Annotated in this window: 13 protein-coding genes and 1 tRNA gene; 12 read left to right on the top strand and 2 right to left on the bottom strand. The window is 63.7% G+C overall.

The features are described 5' to 3' along the window. The first annotated feature begins 67 nt into the window (after positions 1-67). The 3 genes from ACF8ME_RS02530 to pdxA all read left to right on the top strand — a co-directional run bounded on the left by ACF8ME_RS02530 (position 68) and on the right by pdxA (position 3,386). A complete protein-coding gene (locus tag ACF8ME_RS02530; protein ID WP_392415107.1) occupies positions 68-1,393 on the top strand; it encodes an MFS transporter in 1,326 nt (441 codons plus the stop codon). A gap of 74 nt (positions 1,394-1,467) precedes the next feature. Beyond that, positions 1,468-2,223, top strand: coding sequence for a Nif3-like dinuclear metal center hexameric protein (locus ACF8ME_RS02525; RefSeq protein WP_065345736.1), 756 nt, complete (start codon positions 1,468-1,470; stop codon positions 2,221-2,223). Positions 2,224-2,324: 101 nt separating this feature from the next. Further along, complete coding sequence (gene pdxA / locus ACF8ME_RS02520) at positions 2,325-3,386, top strand: 4-hydroxythreonine-4-phosphate dehydrogenase PdxA (protein ID WP_392415105.1); 1,062 nt, start codon at positions 2,325-2,327, stop codon at positions 3,384-3,386. Between the two features lie 92 nt (positions 3,387-3,478). Here pdxA and mscL read toward each other — a convergent pair whose 3' ends face one another. Then, positions 3,479-3,907, bottom strand: a complete 429-nt coding sequence (gene mscL / locus ACF8ME_RS02515; RefSeq protein ID WP_392415493.1) for a large conductance mechanosensitive channel protein MscL — start codon at positions 3,905-3,907, stop codon at positions 3,479-3,481. Positions 3,908-4,056: 149 nt separating this feature from the next. On the opposite strand from mscL, the gene petA reads away from it, so the two are divergent. From petA to ACF8ME_RS02485, 6 genes are all read left to right on the top strand, one after another. Beyond that, on the top strand, positions 4,057-4,653 hold the full coding sequence (petA, locus tag ACF8ME_RS02510; protein ID WP_016445597.1) for a ubiquinol-cytochrome c reductase iron-sulfur subunit: 597 nt from the start codon (positions 4,057-4,059) through the stop codon (positions 4,651-4,653). Between the two features lie 14 nt (positions 4,654-4,667). Further along, positions 4,668-6,083, top strand: a complete 1,416-nt coding sequence (locus ACF8ME_RS02505; protein WP_392415103.1) for a cytochrome bc complex cytochrome b subunit — start codon at positions 4,668-4,670, stop codon at positions 6,081-6,083. A 17-nt stretch (positions 6,084-6,100) separates the two neighbouring features. Next, positions 6,101-6,856, top strand: a complete 756-nt coding sequence (locus ACF8ME_RS02500; RefSeq protein WP_016445599.1) for a cytochrome c1 — start codon at positions 6,101-6,103, stop codon at positions 6,854-6,856. A gap of 104 nt (positions 6,857-6,960) precedes the next feature. Beyond that, positions 6,961-7,572 (top strand): glutathione S-transferase N-terminal domain-containing protein, encoded by a 612-nt coding sequence (locus ACF8ME_RS02495; RefSeq protein WP_012207298.1) that lies wholly within the window; start codon positions 6,961-6,963, stop codon positions 7,570-7,572. 110 nt (positions 7,573-7,682) lie between these two features. Continuing rightward, positions 7,683-8,219, top strand: coding sequence for a ClpXP protease specificity-enhancing factor (locus ACF8ME_RS02490; protein WP_392415101.1), 537 nt, complete (start codon positions 7,683-7,685; stop codon positions 8,217-8,219). Positions 8,220-8,318: 99 nt separating this feature from the next. Next, a tRNA-Thr gene (locus ACF8ME_RS02485) sits at positions 8,319-8,394 on the top strand. Between the two features lie 69 nt (positions 8,395-8,463). Here the strand turns inward: ACF8ME_RS02485 and ACF8ME_RS02480 are convergent. Further along, positions 8,464-8,769, bottom strand: a complete 306-nt coding sequence (locus tag ACF8ME_RS02480) for a hypothetical protein (protein WP_016445601.1) — start codon at positions 8,767-8,769, stop codon at positions 8,464-8,466. Positions 8,770-9,079: 310 nt separating this feature from the next. Here ACF8ME_RS02480 and secA point away from each other — a divergent pair, with 310 nt between their 5' ends. The 3 genes from secA to ACF8ME_RS02465 all read left to right on the top strand — a co-directional run bounded on the left by secA (position 9,080) and on the right by ACF8ME_RS02465 (position 14,332). Beyond that, positions 9,080-11,827: a preprotein translocase subunit SecA gene (secA, locus tag ACF8ME_RS02475; protein WP_016451020.1), complete on the top strand. Its 2,748-nt coding sequence runs from the start codon at positions 9,080-9,082 to the stop codon at positions 11,825-11,827. 150 nt (positions 11,828-11,977) lie between these two features. After that, a complete protein-coding gene (argJ, locus tag ACF8ME_RS02470) occupies positions 11,978-13,210 on the top strand; it encodes a bifunctional glutamate N-acetyltransferase/amino-acid acetyltransferase ArgJ (protein ID WP_392413501.1) in 1,233 nt (410 codons plus the stop codon). Positions 13,211-13,375: 165 nt separating this feature from the next. Continuing rightward, on the top strand, positions 13,376-14,332 hold the full coding sequence (locus ACF8ME_RS02465) for an ATP-binding protein (RefSeq protein ID WP_392415099.1): 957 nt from the start codon (positions 13,376-13,378) through the stop codon (positions 14,330-14,332). The last annotated feature ends 30 nt before the right edge of the window (positions 14,333-14,362 follow it).

The raw sequence follows: 14,362 nt of genomic DNA, 5'->3' as shown, positions 1-14,362 counted from the left end.
CCGCACGCCCATCCGTTGCCGTGGCATCCACCGCGCCGTCCTGCTGTTCGATCCCTGGAAAAAAACCATGACTACGCTTGACCAAGCGCAGCCGGGCATGGCCCCTGCTGTTGCGACCGCACGTCCTCTCAACCGACAGGACTACAAGACCCTGGGCCTGTCGGCCCTGGGGGGCACCCTGGAGTTCTACGACTTCGTCGTTTTCGTTTTCTTCGCCAATGTCATCGGCAAGCTGTTCTTCCCGGCCGAGATGCCGGACTGGCTGCGCCAGCTGCAGACGCTGGGCATTTTTGCGGCGGGCTACCTGGCCCGTCCCATCGGCGGCATTCTGATTGCGCACTTTGGCGACATCCTGGGCCGCAAGAAGATGTTCACGCTGTCCATCTTCCTGATGGCCGTGCCCACGCTGGTGATCGGCCTGCTGCCCACCTATGCCTCCATCGGCATTGCCGCGCCGATTTTGCTGCTGGCCATGCGCGTGCTGCAGGGCGCGGCCATTGGCGGCGAGATGCCGGGCGCCTGGGTCTTCGTGGCCGAGCATGCGCCGGCGCGCCACTATGGCTTTGCCATCGGCTCGCTGACTTCGGGCATCACGGGCGGCATTTTCCTGGGCTCCATCATCGGTGTCTGGCTCAACAGCACCTACAGTGCCGAGGAGATCCACGACTGGGCCTGGCGCATGCCCTTCATCCTGGGCGGCGTGTTCGGCCTGGTGTCGGTGTACCTGCGCAAGTTCCTGCACGAGACACCCATCTTCCAGGAGCTGATGGCGCGCAAGCAGGCCGACCGCGAGCTGCCGCTCAAGACCATCGTGCGCGACCACCGCCAGGCCTGCGTGCTGGTGGCGCTGATGACCTGGGTGCTGTCCACGGCCATCGTGGTGGTGGTGCTGTTCACGCCTGCCTATCTGCAGAAGGTCTTCCACATCGACGCGGCCCTGGCCATGAAGGCCAACGCCGTGGCCACGGTGACGCTGACGCTGGGCTGCGTGTTCTGGGGCTGGCTGTCCGACAAGATGGGCACGCGTGTGGCCATGGTCACGGGCTGGCTGGGCATGACGGTGACGGCCTATGTGTTCTATCTGAACCTGCCGGGCACGGCGTCCTCGCTGGTGTGGAGCTATGCGCTGGTGGGCTTTTTCGTGGGCAGCATTGCGCTGCTGCCGGTGGTGGGCGTGCGCGCCTTCCCGGCCGAGGTGCGTTTCACAGGCCTGTCCTTTGCCTACAACATGGCCTATGCGGTGTTCGGCGGCATGACGCCCATGCTGGTGTCCGTGTGGCAGCAGGTGGATGTGATGGCGCCGGCCCACTATGTGGCGGCCATGGGCATCCTGGGCGCGGCCATCGGCTTCTGGCCCCTGGCCTGCCGTGGTTGGCAACCCAGGCGCGGCTGAGCTTGGCAGTGGAGTGAAGGGCAGCATGGCTGCCCTTTTTCTTGGGCGCCGCATGGATCGCTGACAATCCTTTCATGAGCACCACGCGACAAGAACTCCTGGCCCACTTCGACGGATTGCTGCAGCCCGAGCGCTTCAAGGACTACGGTCCCAACGGCCTGCAGGTGGAGGGGCGCGGCGAGATCCGCCGCATCGTCAGCGGGGTGACGGCCAGCCGCGCGCTGATCGAGGCGGCCATCGAGGCGCAGGCCGATGCCATCTTCGTGCACCACGGCCTGTTCTGGCGCGGCATGGATGGCCGCATCACGGGCTGGCTCAAGGAGCGTATCCGCCTGCTGCTGGCCCATGACATCAATCTCTTTGCCTATCACCTGCCGCTGGATGCCCATCCGCAATGGGGCAACAACGCGCAGTTGGGCGTGCAGCTGGGGCTTGAGGGCCAGGCAACGTTTGGCGAGCAGAACCTGGGCTGGATGGCTGCGGCGGAGTTTGCCGACGCGGCGGCGCTGGGCAGGCATGTGGAGCAGGCGCTGGGGCGCACGCCTGTCTGCGTGGGGGGAGAGCGCCCCATTCACCCCATTCGCCGCATTGCATGGTGCACGGGCGGCGCGCAAGGTTTCTTCGAGGCCGCGATTGCCGCTGGGGCCGATGCCTTCATCACGGGCGAGATTTCCGAGCCGCAGGCGCACCTGGCCCGGGAAACGGGCGTGGCCTTTCTGGCGGCAGGCCACCATGCCACGGAGCGCTACGGCGCGCCGGCCCTGGCGGGGCAGGTGGCATTGGAGCTGGGGCTGGAGCACCGTTTCATCGAGATCGACAATCCGGCCTGATGCTGGCCTGTTAGTGGCCCACTATTGGCCCGCCCAGGGGGCGAGGCCTTTTGCTGCAAGCGCGGCGCGAATGACCGGCTTGCCTGATCCGGATACTGAAAATGCCTGATTTCACACAGTCCACGGCCTTGATGGCCATCACCCAGGGCGACTCTGCCGGGGTGGGGCCCGAGACCATTGCCAAGGCGTTCATGGACGCGCCCGAGCAGATGCGCGGCTGCTTCGTCGTCGGCGAGTTGCAGACGCTGCGCCGGGCAGCCGCCGTGGCGGCGCGTGCGCGCGATGGCGACAACGCCATTCCCATGCCCGTGGCCGTCATCGAGTCGGCTGGGCAACTGTGGCAGGTGCCGCCCCATTGCATCCCTTTGCTGGAGCTGCCCGGGCTGCCCGGTCCTGCGCCCTGGGGGCAGGTGAGCGCCAGCGCCGGTGACGCGGCCGCGCGCTGCGTGGTCTGGGCTGCGCGGGCTGCCTTGCGCGGCGAGATCGCGGCTCTGGTGACGGCGCCGCTGCACAAGGAGGCGCTGCATGCCGCAGGCGTGGACTTCCCCGGCCACACGGAATTGCTGCAATTCGAGGCGGCCCGGCACGCGGGCGTGGAGCTGTCGCACATGCCGGTGCGCATGATGCTGGCCAACGATGAGCTGCGCACGGTGCTGGTCAGCATCCATACCTCGCTGCGCAAGGCGATCGATGCGGTAACGAAGGACAACCTGCTGCAGACCTTGCGCATCACGCATGAGGCCCTGTCTCGCAGCCTGGGCCGCCCGCCGCGGATCGGTGTGGCAGGGCTGAACCCGCATGCGGGCGAGGGCGGCCTGTTTGGCAGCGAGGAGGTGGAGATCATTGCCCCGGCCATCGCCCAGGCGCGCGCCGAGGGCCTGGACGCCCACGGACCTTTTGCGCCCGATACGGTGTTCATGCGCGCCCGCAATGCTCCTGGCCATCCCGGCGAGTTCGACGCGGTGCTGGCCATGTACCACGACCAGGGACTGATTCCCGTGAAGTACCTGGGCGTGGAAAAGGGCGTGAATGTCACATTGGGGCTGCCGCTGGTGCGCACCAGCCCGGACCACGGCACGGCTTTCGATATTGCGGGGCAGGGTGTTGCAGAGGCCGGAAGCCTGATTGAGGCCGTGCGAATGGCGCGCAAATTGGCGGCTTGAATGGCTAGCCCAAGCATCGGGAATTCGCAGTAATGGAAAACGCCCGTGGCAACCATGCCACGGGCGTTTTGATTTGCGTCAAAACACGGATTTCAGCGCTTGAGGCTGTCGCGAATCTCGCGCAGCAGCACGATGTCTTCGGGGGTGACGGGCGCGGGAGCGGGGGCTGCCGGCGCCTCGCGGCGCAGGCGGTTGATCTGCTTGACCATTATGAAAATGATGAAGGCCAGGATGATGAAGTTCACTGCCACCGTGATGAAGTTTCCATAGGCAAATACGGGGACGCCGGCCTTCTTGAGCGCATCGAGCGTCATCGCCGTTCCGGGGGGTACGCTGCCCAGCACGACGAACAGATTGGAGAAGTCCAGCTTGCCGAAAACCAGGCCCACGACCGGCATGATCAGGTCGTTTACCACGGAATCGACGATTTTGCCAAACGCTCCACCAATGATGACGCCAACGGCGAGATCTACCACGTTTCCCTTAACTGCGAACTCACGAAATTCCTGCATCATGCCCATGGCTGGCTCCATCTGGAAAGAGTTTGAGATAGCGCAGTATTGCGCGGCTTTGGAGCCTGTCAACGGCACAAGCAGCATGGAATAACCATACTCGCCCCGCTACAATTTATTGTTGACCCCAACTCAAGCGACGTAGTTCGAGGAACCCCATGAGTGACACTCCAATCGACTCCAGCAAGCGGACGTGGATCATCACGTCGGCGTGCGCTGGTGCGGTGGGCGGCGTGGCGACAGCCGTCCCGTTCGTGAGCACCTTCCAGCCATCCGAGAAGGCCAAAGCCGCCGGGGCTGCAGTGGAGGTCGATATCTCCGCCCTCAAGGACGGCGAGAAGCTCACGGTCGAGTGGCGCGGCAAGCCCGTCTGGATCATCAAGCGCACGCCTGACCAGATCAAGGAGCTGCCCGAACTGGACAGCCAGTTGGCCGATCCCCAATCCAAGCGCCACCCTGAAGAGTTCACGCCGCCCTATGCGATGAACGAGGCCCGCTCGATCAAGCCCGAAGTGCTGGTCGTCGTCGGCATCTGCACGCATCTGGGCTGCTCGCCTTCCGACAAGTTCCAGCCGGGCGCCCAGCCCTCGCTGCCCAGCGACTGGAAGGGCGGCTTCCTGTGCCCCTGCCATGGCTCGACCTTCGACATGGCTGGCCGTGTCTTCAAGAACAAGCCGGCTCCCGACAACCTGCAGGTGCCGCCGCACATGTACCTGTCGGAGACCAAGCTCCTCATTGGTGAAGACAAGGCTTGAGGGAGACAAGAACAATGGCCCACGAATTCAAGGACATCGATCCGAATGCGCCCGCCGGCGCCAAGCTCACGAACTGGTTCGAGAACCGTTTTCCCACGGCTTTCGACGCCTATCGCGTGCACATGTCGGAGTACTACGCTCCGAAGAATTTCAACTTCTGGTACATCTTCGGCTCGCTGGCGCTGCTGGTGCTGGTGATCCAGATCGTCACCGGCATCTTCCTGGTGATGCACTACAAGCCCGACGCCGAGAAGGCGTTCGCCTCGGTGGAGTACATCATGCGCGATGTGCCCTGGGGCTGGCTGATCCGCTACATGCACTCCACGGGCGCGTCGGCCTTCTTCGTCGTGGTCTATCTGCACATGTTCCGCGGTCTTCTGTACGGTTCGTACCGCAAGCCGCGCGAACTGGTCTGGATCTTCGGCTGCGCCATCTTCCTGGTGCTGATGGCCGAGGCCTTCATGGGCTACCTGCTGCCCTGGGGTCAGATGTCGTACTGGGGCGCCCAGGTGATCGTGAACCTGTTCTCGGCGATTCCCTTCATCGGCCCTGACCTGGCGCTGCTGATCCGTGGCGACTACGTGGTGGGCGATGCCACGCTCAACCGCTTCTTCAGCTTCCACGTGATCGCCGTGCCCCTGGTGCTGCTGGGCCTGGTCGTGGCCCACTTGCTGGCGCTGCACGATGTGGGCTCCAACAACCCGGATGGCATCGAGATCAAGGGCCCCAACGCGCCCAAGGACGCCAAGGGCCATCCGCTGGACGGCATTCCCTTCCATCCCTACTACACGGTGCACGACATCTTCGGCGTGACGGTGTTCCTGTTCCTGTTCTCGGCCGTGGTGTTCTTCGCGCCCGAGTTCGGCGGCTACTTCCTGGAGTACAACAACTTCATCCCGGCCGATCCGCTGAAGACGCCTTCGCACATTGCGCCGGTCTGGTACTTCACGCCGTTCTACTCGATGCTGCGTGCCATCACCAGCGAGATGATGTATGTGCTCATCGCCTGCGTGCTGCTGGGCGCGGGCTTTGGCGTGCTCAAGTCGCGCCTGCCGGCCGCCGTCAAGGGCGTGGTCGCCATGGTGGCCCTGGGTGTCATCGCCATGATGCTGTCCATCGATGCCAAGTTCTGGGGTGTGGTGGTGATGGGCGGTGCCGTGATCATCCTGTTCGCGCTGCCCTGGCTCGATTGCAGCCCGGTCAAGTCCATCCGCTACCGCCCGAGCTGGCACAAGTATCTCTACGGCATCTTCGTGATCAACTTCGTGATCCTGGCCTATCTCGGCGTGCAGCCGCCTTCGCCCATCGGCGAGCGCGTGTCCCAGGTCGGAACGCTGTTCTACTTCGGCTTCTTCCTGCTGATGCCCTGGTGGAGCCGTCTGGGCAAGACAAAACCCGTTCCCGATCGTGTGACGTTCAAGCCGCACTGAAGCTGGAGAGAACAACAATGAAGAAACTGATTCTCACGTTGATCGCGGCCCTGGGCATCGTGACCGGTGCACAGGCTGCCGAAGGCGGTATCGCCTGGGACAAGGCCCCGGGCAAGACGAATGACACGGCATCGCTGCAAAACGGCGCCAAGCTGTTCGTCAACTACTGCCTGAGCTGCCACTCGGCCGCATTCATGCGCTTCAACCGGCTGCAGGACATCGGGCTGACCGAGCAGGAAATCAAGGACAACCTGCTTTTCACCACCGACAAGGTCGGCGAGACCATGAAGGCGGCCATCAACCCCAAGGAAGCCAAGGAGTGGTTCGGCGCCAATCCTCCGGACCTGACGGTGATCGCACGTTCGCGTGCCGGCCACAACGGCACGGGCGCCGACTACCTCTACACCTTCCTGCGCACCTTCTACCGCGACGACACCAAGGCCACGGGCTGGAACAATCTGGCCTTCCCCAGCGTGGGCATGCCCCATGCGCTGTGGCAACTGCAGGGCGAGCGCCGCGCCATCTTCGAAGAAGCCGAGGAGCACGGTGTGAAGACCCAGGTTTTCAAGGGGTGGGAGCAGGTCTCTCCTGGCAGCATGAGCGCAGTGCAGTACGATCAGGCAGTTGGCGATCTGGTGAACTACCTGCAATGGATGGGTGAGCCGGCACAGAACAGCCGCACCCGCATTGGCGTGGGTGTGCTGCTTTTCCTGGCGGTCTTCATCTTCATCGCATGGCGCCTCAACGCCGCGTTCTGGAAAGACGTCAAATAAAACCGTGACTGCAGAAGGCCGTGCAAGCAATTGCTGCGGCTGAACTGTGTGCAGAGTGGGCGCCGCGAGCGACCCACTCTTTTTGATTTTTAGGAGCCTCCACCATGATGGTGCTTTATTCGGGAACGACCTGCCCCTTTTCACACCGTTGCCGCTTCGTCCTGTTCGAAAAAGGCATGGACTTCGAGATCCGCGATGTGGACCTGTTCAGCAAGCCTGAAGACATCAGCGTGATGAATCCGTACGGCCAGGTGCCCATCCTGGTCGAGCGCGACCTGATCCTGTACGAATCGAACATCATCAACGAGTACATCGACGAGCGCTTCCCGCACCCCCAGCTGATGCCCGGCGACCCGGTGGACCGCGCCCGCGTGCGCCTGTTCCTGCTGAATTTCGAAAAGGAACTGTTCGTCCACGTGAGCACGCTCGAGGAGCGCAACGTCAAGGGCAACGAAAAGGCCATCGAGAAGGCCCGCGCCCACATCCGCGACCGCCTGACGCAGCTGGCTCCCGTGTTCCTCAAGAACAAGTACATGCTGGGCGAGAACTTCTCCATGCTGGACGTGGCCATCGCCCCGCTGCTGTGGCGCCTGGACTACTACGGCATCGAGGTGTCCAAGAACGCCGCCCCGCTGCTCAAGTACGCCGAGCGCATCTTCTCGCGCCCTGCCTACATCGAAGCGCTGACGCCTTCCGAGAAGGTGATGCGCAAGTAATTCGCATCGGTTGACGACTGATTGCGCGGGCAGGGAAGGCGGTCAACCGGTCGCCATCCTGCCCGTTTTCGTGTTCCGACCACTCAGACCACTCATTTCCTGGGATCGTCATGACTGCCCCCGAAGCAACTTCCACCCGCCCCTACCTGATCCGGGCACTGTACGAGTGGTGCACCGACAACGGCTTCACGCCCCACATCGCCGTGCGTGTGGACCGCAATGTGCAGGTGCCGCGCGAGTTCGTGCGCGACGGCGAGATCGTGCTCAACGTCAGCTACGACGCCACCAGCGGCCTGCAGATGGGCAATGATTTCATCAGCTTCACGGCCCGCTTTGGCGGCAAGCCCCGCGAAATCATGGTGCCCGTGGAGCAGGTGATGGCCATCTACGCACGCGAGACCGGGCAAGGCATGGCTTTCCCGGCGCCGGAGCCCGAGGCCGAAGCCGAAGCCGACAACGATGTTTCGCCCGGGCAGGCGTCCGATGAGCCTGTGCCACAGGACGCCGCCGCTGAGGTGTCGGCCGAGCCTGCATCCGACGAGCGCGTGGTGCAGCTGGTGAGCATCCACAGCGAAGGTGATGACGAGGAGCCCCCGCGTACGCCGCCGCCTTCGGGCACGCGGCCTTCGCTGAAGCTGGTCAAGTAGGTTTTTCGCATCGGCGCACATGCCGTTGCTCCCGCAAGCGTGCTTGGCCCCATCGGGAAAGTCCGAGGCAGCATTTTTCTGCGCTAGAATGCGTGCTTCGCCGGTTTAGCTCAGTTGGTAGAGCACCCGCCTTGTAAGCGGTAGGTCGTCAGTTCGAATCCGACAACCGGCACCAGAAGGTCTCCTCAGGAGGCCTTTTTTCATTTCCGTGCCCCGATTTCAGCAGCCGCTCTTCAGTGGCCGGTCAGGCCTGGACCTTGAGGCGGATCTCGGCCACATCCCAGCCCTTGGTGCGCAAGTGGGCGGCCATGGCCGGCAGCAGCTGGCGTATCTTGGCCGCTGCCGCGTTGTTGCGCACCAGCAGGCACCAGGTGCTGCCCTCGATGGGGCCTGCCTGCAGGCTGTCGCGCAGCAGCGGCGGCACCAGGGGCAGGATGGCCGTCAGGCGATTGCTGGAGTCGCGTGTGAGCTGGGCGAGCCGGGCCAGTGTCGGCGAGTTCTCGACAGCGTGCAGGGCGGTGACGGCGTGATTGCGGCGTGTGAAGGTCATGGGCTTGAAGGCTGGTCAGGCAGCGTAGGCATGCGCCAGCCGGGACCCTCGTTATAGCAGCATCTGCAGGGCGGCGCGGGTCCGGGAATTCGGGTTCAGGGCTCTGCGGTCGCATGCGTCGGCCTGCCTGGAAGAGGGTTGGACAGAGACAGTTAGAATCAATTGTTCGGTTCTCGCTTCAGCCCGGCCGCATGTGTTCTCCAGCAGGGTACTTGCAGGCAGGTGGAGCGGCCCCATCTGAAATCCAACAATCTAGGGATTCCAGGCACACCGCAGTCCGCTTCAGCGGGTGGCGGTGTGTCTTTTTCGCATGGCCACCAACTTCCTCACCAAACTATTCGGCAGCCGAAACGATCGGCTTCTCAAGCAATACCGCAAGACGGTCGTTCGCATCAATGCGATGGAGCCCGACTACGAGAAGCTCAGCGACGAGGATCTGCGCGCAAAGACGCAGGAATTCAAGGAGCGTGTGGCCAAGGGAGAGTCGCTGGACGACCTGCTGCCCGAAGCCTTCGCCGTGGTGCGCGAAGGGTCCAAGCGTGTCATGAAGATGCGCCACTTCGACGTCCAGTTGCTGGGCGGCATGGCACTGCACTACGGCAAGATCGCGGAAATGCGCACCGGCGAAGGCAAGACGCTGACCGCCACGCTGCCGGTCTACCTGAACGCACTGTCGGGCAATGGCGTGCACGTGGTGACGGTGAACGACTATCTGGCCAACCGCGATGCCACCTGGATGGCCAAGCTGTACAACTTCCTCGGCCTGTCGGTGGGCATCAACCTGCCCAACATGCCGCGCGAGGAAAAGCAGGCCGCCTACAACAGCGACATCACCTACGGCACGAACAACGAATACGGCTTCGACTACCTGCGCGACAACATGGTCTACGAGTCGGGGGACCGCGTTCAGCGCGTGCTCAACTACGCCATCGTCGACGAGGTGGACTCCATCCTGATCGATGAGGCCCGCACGCCCCTGATCATCAGCGGTCAGGCCGAGGACCACACGGCCATGTACGTGGCCATGAACAAGATCGTGCCCAACCTGGTGCGCCAGGAAGGCGAGGCTGATCCCCGCACGGGCGAAGGCGTGACCAAGCCCGGCGACTTCACGGTGGACGAAAAGAGCCACCAGGTATTCCTGACCGACCAGGGCTACGAAGCCGCCGAGCGCCTGCTGGGCCATGCCGGCATGATTGCCGAGGGCGCCTCGCTCTACGACCCGGCCAACATCACCCTGGTCCACCATCTGTATGCGGCGCTGCGCGCCAACAACCTCTACCACCGTGACCAGCACTACGTGGTGCAGAACGGCGAGATCGTCATCGTTGACGAGTTCACGGGCCGCCTGATGGCGGGCCGGCGCTGGAGCGATGGCCTGCACCAGGCTGTCGAGGCCAAGGAAGGCGTGACCATCCAGGCCGAGAACCAGACCATGGCCTCGATCACCTTCCAGAACTACTTCCGTCTCTACGGCAAGCTGGCAGGCATGACGGGTACGGCCGATACCGAAGCCTACGAATTCCAGGAAATCTACGGCCTCGAAACCGTGGTGATTCCGCCCAACCGTCCCAGCAAGCGCGACGACCAGCTCGACCGCGTCTACAAGACCACGCGCGAGAAGTACGAGGCGGCGATCCGCGACATCCGCGAATGCCATGAGCGCGGCCAGCCCGTGCTGGTGGGTACGACCTCGATCGAGAACTCGGAAATCATCGACGAGCTGCTCAACAAGGAAAACCTGCCCCACCAGGTGCTCAACGCCAAGCAGCACGAGCGCGAGGCCGACATCGTGGCCCAGGCCGGCCGTCCCGGCATGATCACCATCGCCACCAACATGGCTGGTCGTGGTACCGACATCGTGCTGGGCGGCAACATCGAAAAGCAGGTTGCGGCTGTCGAGGCCGATGAATCCCTGTCCGAAGCCGAACGCCAGCAGCGCATCGAACAGATGCGCGCTGACTGGAAGATCGAGCACGACAAGGTCTCGGCCCTGGGTGGCCTGCGCATCATCGCCACGGAGCGCCACGAATCTCGCCGTATCGACAACCAGCTGCGTGGCCGTTCGGGCCGCCAGGGCGACCCCGGCTCCTCGCGCTTTTACCTGAGCCTGGACGATGCGCTGATGCGCATCTTCGCGGGCGACCGTGTGCGCGCCATCATGGACCGCCTGAAGATGCCCGATGGCGAAGCCATCGAAGCCGGCATCGTGACCCGCTCCATCGAAGGCGCTCAGCGCAAGGTCGAGGCCCGCAACTTCGACATCCGCAAGCAGCTGCTCGAATACGACGACGTGTCCAACGACCAGCGCAAGGTGATCTACCAGCAGCGCAACGAGATCCTCGATGCCTCGGACCTGCACGAGATGATCACGGTGATGCGCGATGACGTGGTGTCTGACCTGGTGCGCCAGTACGTGCCCGCCGAGTCCATGGAAGAGCAATGGGATCTGGCCGGCCTGGAAAAGGCGCTGGAAAGCGAATGGCGCATCCAGCTGCCGCTGCAATCGCAAGTGCAGTCCGCGCATGCCATCACCGACGAGGAGATCCTCGAGAAGGTGCTGCAGGCTGCCCGTGAAGTGTTCGAGGCCAAGGTTGAGCTGATCGGACGCGAGAACTTCACTCAATTCCAGCGCGCCGTGCTGCTGCAAAGCTTTGATACCAACTGGCGTGACCACCTGTCCGCGCTGGACTATCTGCGCCAGGGCATCCACCTGCGTGGCTATGCCCAGAAGCAGCCCAAGCAGGAATACAAGCGCGAGGCTTTCGAGTTGTTCCGCCAGCTCATCGACCAGGTCAAGACCGAAGTCACGCGCGTGCTGATGACCGTGCAGGTGCAGTCGCGCGAACAGGTGGAGCAGGCCACCGAGGCCATGGAGCAGCGCAGCGCCCACAGCCTGGAGCACATGACCTATGGCGCTCCCTCGGATGGCGACATCGGTGGCTCCGTCGAAGACGAGCCGCTGGAGTTGCCCGAAGGCGCTCGCGTGGGCCGCAATGATCCCTGCCCCTGCGGCAGCGGCAAGAAGTACAAGCAGTGCCACGGCAAGCTGTCGTGATGCGGCCGGCGTCGTAAGACGCCGCAAGACACGGAAAACGGCACGGATGCACTCCGTGCCGTTTTCTTTTTTAAGGTCGATGAAATACGTGCCGCCCCGGTTTGTTCCGATAATGGAGCGCGTTTTTCTTTCACTGTAGGAAGCCCCTCAATGCCTGTGAATCTCTCCGCTCCCGTGCACGCCGACCTGTTGGCGATCAACGGCGTTCGCATCGGCGTCACCGAAGCCGGTGTGCGCAAGGCCAACCGCAAGGACCTGTCCGTGTTCCTGCTCGACGAGGGCGCTTCGGTGGCGGGTGTGTTCACGCAGAACCGTTTCTGCGCAGCGCCCGTGCAGGTCAGCCGCGAGCACCTGGCCCAGACGTCCGGCGCCATCCGTGCCATGGTCATCAACACAGGCAATGCCAATGCCGGCACCGGCGCTGACGGACTGGCGCGCGCACGTCGCACCTGTGCGGATCTGGCTGCGCTGCTGCAGCTCAAGCCCGAGCAGATCCTTCCGTTCTCCACTGGCGTGATCATGGAAGAGCTGCCCGTGGATCGCATCGCCGCCGGCCTGCCAGCTGCCATCGCAGCAGCCAAGGCCGACAACTGGGGCACGGCCGCCGAAGGCATCATGACCACCGACACCCTGCCCAAGGCCTTCAGCCGCGCCGTGGACATTGGCGGCAAGCGCGTGAGCATTACCGGCATCAGCAAGGGTGCAGGCATGATTCGCCCCAACATGGCGACCATGCTGGGCTTTCTGGCCACCGACGCCGCCATCGCACCTGAGCTGCTGCAGCCTCTGGTCAAGGAGCTGGCCGACGGATCTTTCAACCGCGTGACCATCGACGGCGACACGTCGACCAACGACTCCTTCGTGCTGGTCGCCACGCACAAGGCCGGCAATGCGCAGATCACTTCGCTGACCAGCGCCGAAGGCCAGACCCTGAAGGCCGCATTGCTGGATGTGTCGCGCCTGCTGGCCCAGGCCATCGTGCGCGACGGCGAAGGCGCCACCAAGTTCATCACCGTCAAGGTGGAGGGTGGCAAGACCGAGGCCGAGTGCCGCCTCGTGGCCTATTCCATCGCGCATTCACCCCTGGTCAAGACGGCGTTCTTTGCCAGCGATCCGAACCTGGGCCGCATCCTTGCGGCGGTGGGCTATGCTAGCATCGACGATCTGGACCAGACCAAGATCGACCTGTACCTGAACGATGTGCATGTCGCAGTCAATGGCGGCCGCAACCCTGCCTATCAGGAGGAAGACGGCCAGCGCGTGATGAAGCAGCAGGAGATCATCGTGCGCGTGCTACTGGGCCGAGGGCAGGCCGAGCAGACCGTGTGGACCTGCGATCTGAGCCACGACTACGTGAGCATCAACGCCGACTACCGCTCCTGACTCTCCACCCACCGTGCCGCCGGCAGCCGCAGGCCTTGTGCCTGGCTGCTGCCAGCTTTCAATGGCGGCCGGCGCGCAAAAGCTCTGGCGTTGGCATGAGATCCATCTCGATTCCCGGGCATATCCAGCGTTGGTGGCCGTGAGATCCGTATTCGAGAGACATCCATGACATTGCCCACAGAAGCCGTCGCCGCCCCCTTGCTGCAACTTGTGCAGCGCGCCGAGCAGCTGATGCAGCGCATCGAGGCCATCCTGCCCCAGCCGCTGCAATCCCCCGCAGACTGGAATACCGCCATCGCCTGGCGCTATCGCAAGCGCGCCAACGGCTGCGGTTTGCTGGAGCCCGTGCGCCATGTCGGCGCCATGCAACTGTCCGACCTGCAGAACATCGATGTGCAAAAGGACAAGATCGCGCGCAACACCGAGCAGTTCGTGACCGGCCGCACGGCCAACAACGTGCTGCTCACCGGCGCGCGCGGCACGGGCAAATCCTCGCTGATCCGTGCCTGCCTGCATGCTTTTGCTTCGCAGGGCCTGCGCCTGATCGAGGTGGACAAGGCCGATCTGACCGACCTGCCCGACATCGTCGATGTGGTGGCCGGCCGGCCCGAGAAGTTCGTCATCTATTGCGACGATCTGAGCTTTGAGGAAGGCGAGCCTGGCTACAAGGCCATGAAGTCCATTCTGGATGGATCGGTCAGCGCCGCCAGCCCGAACGTGCTGGTCTATGCGACCAGCAATCGCCGCCATCTGCTGCCGGAGTACCAGTCCGAGAATCTGACCTACCAGCGCGGCGAGGATGGGGAGCTGCATCCCGGAGAGGTGATCGAGGAAAAAATCTCGCTGTCCGAGCGTTTCGGCCTGTGGGTGAGCTTCTACCCGTTCAGCCAGGACGAGTACCTGCGCGTGGTGGCACAGTGGCTGGAGGCCCTGGGCCTGGACCAGGCCACGATCGAGGCGGCACGCCCGGAGGCTCTGGTCTGGGCGCTGGAGCGCGGTTCACGCAGCGGTCGCGTGGCCCACCAGTTTGCCCGCGACTATGCGGGCCGTGCCGAGCGTCCGAGTCAGCACCAGACCGGCATCGCCGATGTCCAGGGGTTGGCTGAAGAGGCTGAACTCTGAGCACCTGCTGCCTGGCCCTGGGCTGGGCAG

This window comes from Delftia sp. WSY_7 (assembly GCF_043104845.1).
GTDB classification, from domain to species: domain Bacteria; phylum Pseudomonadota; class Gammaproteobacteria; order Burkholderiales; family Burkholderiaceae_C; genus Comamonas; species Comamonas tsuruhatensis.
Note: the sequence above shows the minus strand (reverse complement) of the source record. Positions and strands in the feature narration are given on the sequence as shown.

What these genes read in the sequence shown, in the direction of transcription:
- ACF8ME_RS02530 (WP_392415107.1), top strand. Translation starts at nt 68, where the DNA reads ATGACTACGCTTGACCAAGCGCAGCCGGGCATGGCCCCTGCTGTTGCG.
- ACF8ME_RS02525 (WP_065345736.1), top strand. Translation starts at nt 1,468, where the DNA reads ATGAGCACCACGCGACAAGAACTCCTGGCCCACTTCGACGGATTGCTG.
- pdxA (WP_392415105.1), top strand. Translation starts at nt 2,325, where the DNA reads ATGCCTGATTTCACACAGTCCACGGCCTTGATGGCCATCACCCAGGGC.
- mscL (WP_392415493.1), bottom strand. Translation starts at nt 3,907, where the DNA reads ATGGGCATGATGCAGGAATTTCGTGAGTTCGCAGTTAAGGGAAACGTG.
- petA (WP_016445597.1), top strand. Translation starts at nt 4,057, where the DNA reads ATGAGTGACACTCCAATCGACTCCAGCAAGCGGACGTGGATCATCACG.
- ACF8ME_RS02505 (WP_392415103.1), top strand. Translation starts at nt 4,668, where the DNA reads ATGGCCCACGAATTCAAGGACATCGATCCGAATGCGCCCGCCGGCGCC.
- ACF8ME_RS02500 (WP_016445599.1), top strand. Translation starts at nt 6,101, where the DNA reads ATGAAGAAACTGATTCTCACGTTGATCGCGGCCCTGGGCATCGTGACC.
- ACF8ME_RS02495 (WP_012207298.1), top strand. Translation starts at nt 6,961, where the DNA reads ATGATGGTGCTTTATTCGGGAACGACCTGCCCCTTTTCACACCGTTGC.
- ACF8ME_RS02490 (WP_392415101.1), top strand. Translation starts at nt 7,683, where the DNA reads ATGACTGCCCCCGAAGCAACTTCCACCCGCCCCTACCTGATCCGGGCA.
- ACF8ME_RS02480 (WP_016445601.1), bottom strand. Translation starts at nt 8,769, where the DNA reads ATGACCTTCACACGCCGCAATCACGCCGTCACCGCCCTGCACGCTGTC.
- secA (WP_016451020.1), top strand. Translation starts at nt 9,080, where the DNA reads ATGGCCACCAACTTCCTCACCAAACTATTCGGCAGCCGAAACGATCGG.
- argJ (WP_392413501.1), top strand. Translation starts at nt 11,978, where the DNA reads ATGCCTGTGAATCTCTCCGCTCCCGTGCACGCCGACCTGTTGGCGATC.
- ACF8ME_RS02465 (WP_392415099.1), top strand. Translation starts at nt 13,376, where the DNA reads ATGACATTGCCCACAGAAGCCGTCGCCGCCCCCTTGCTGCAACTTGTG.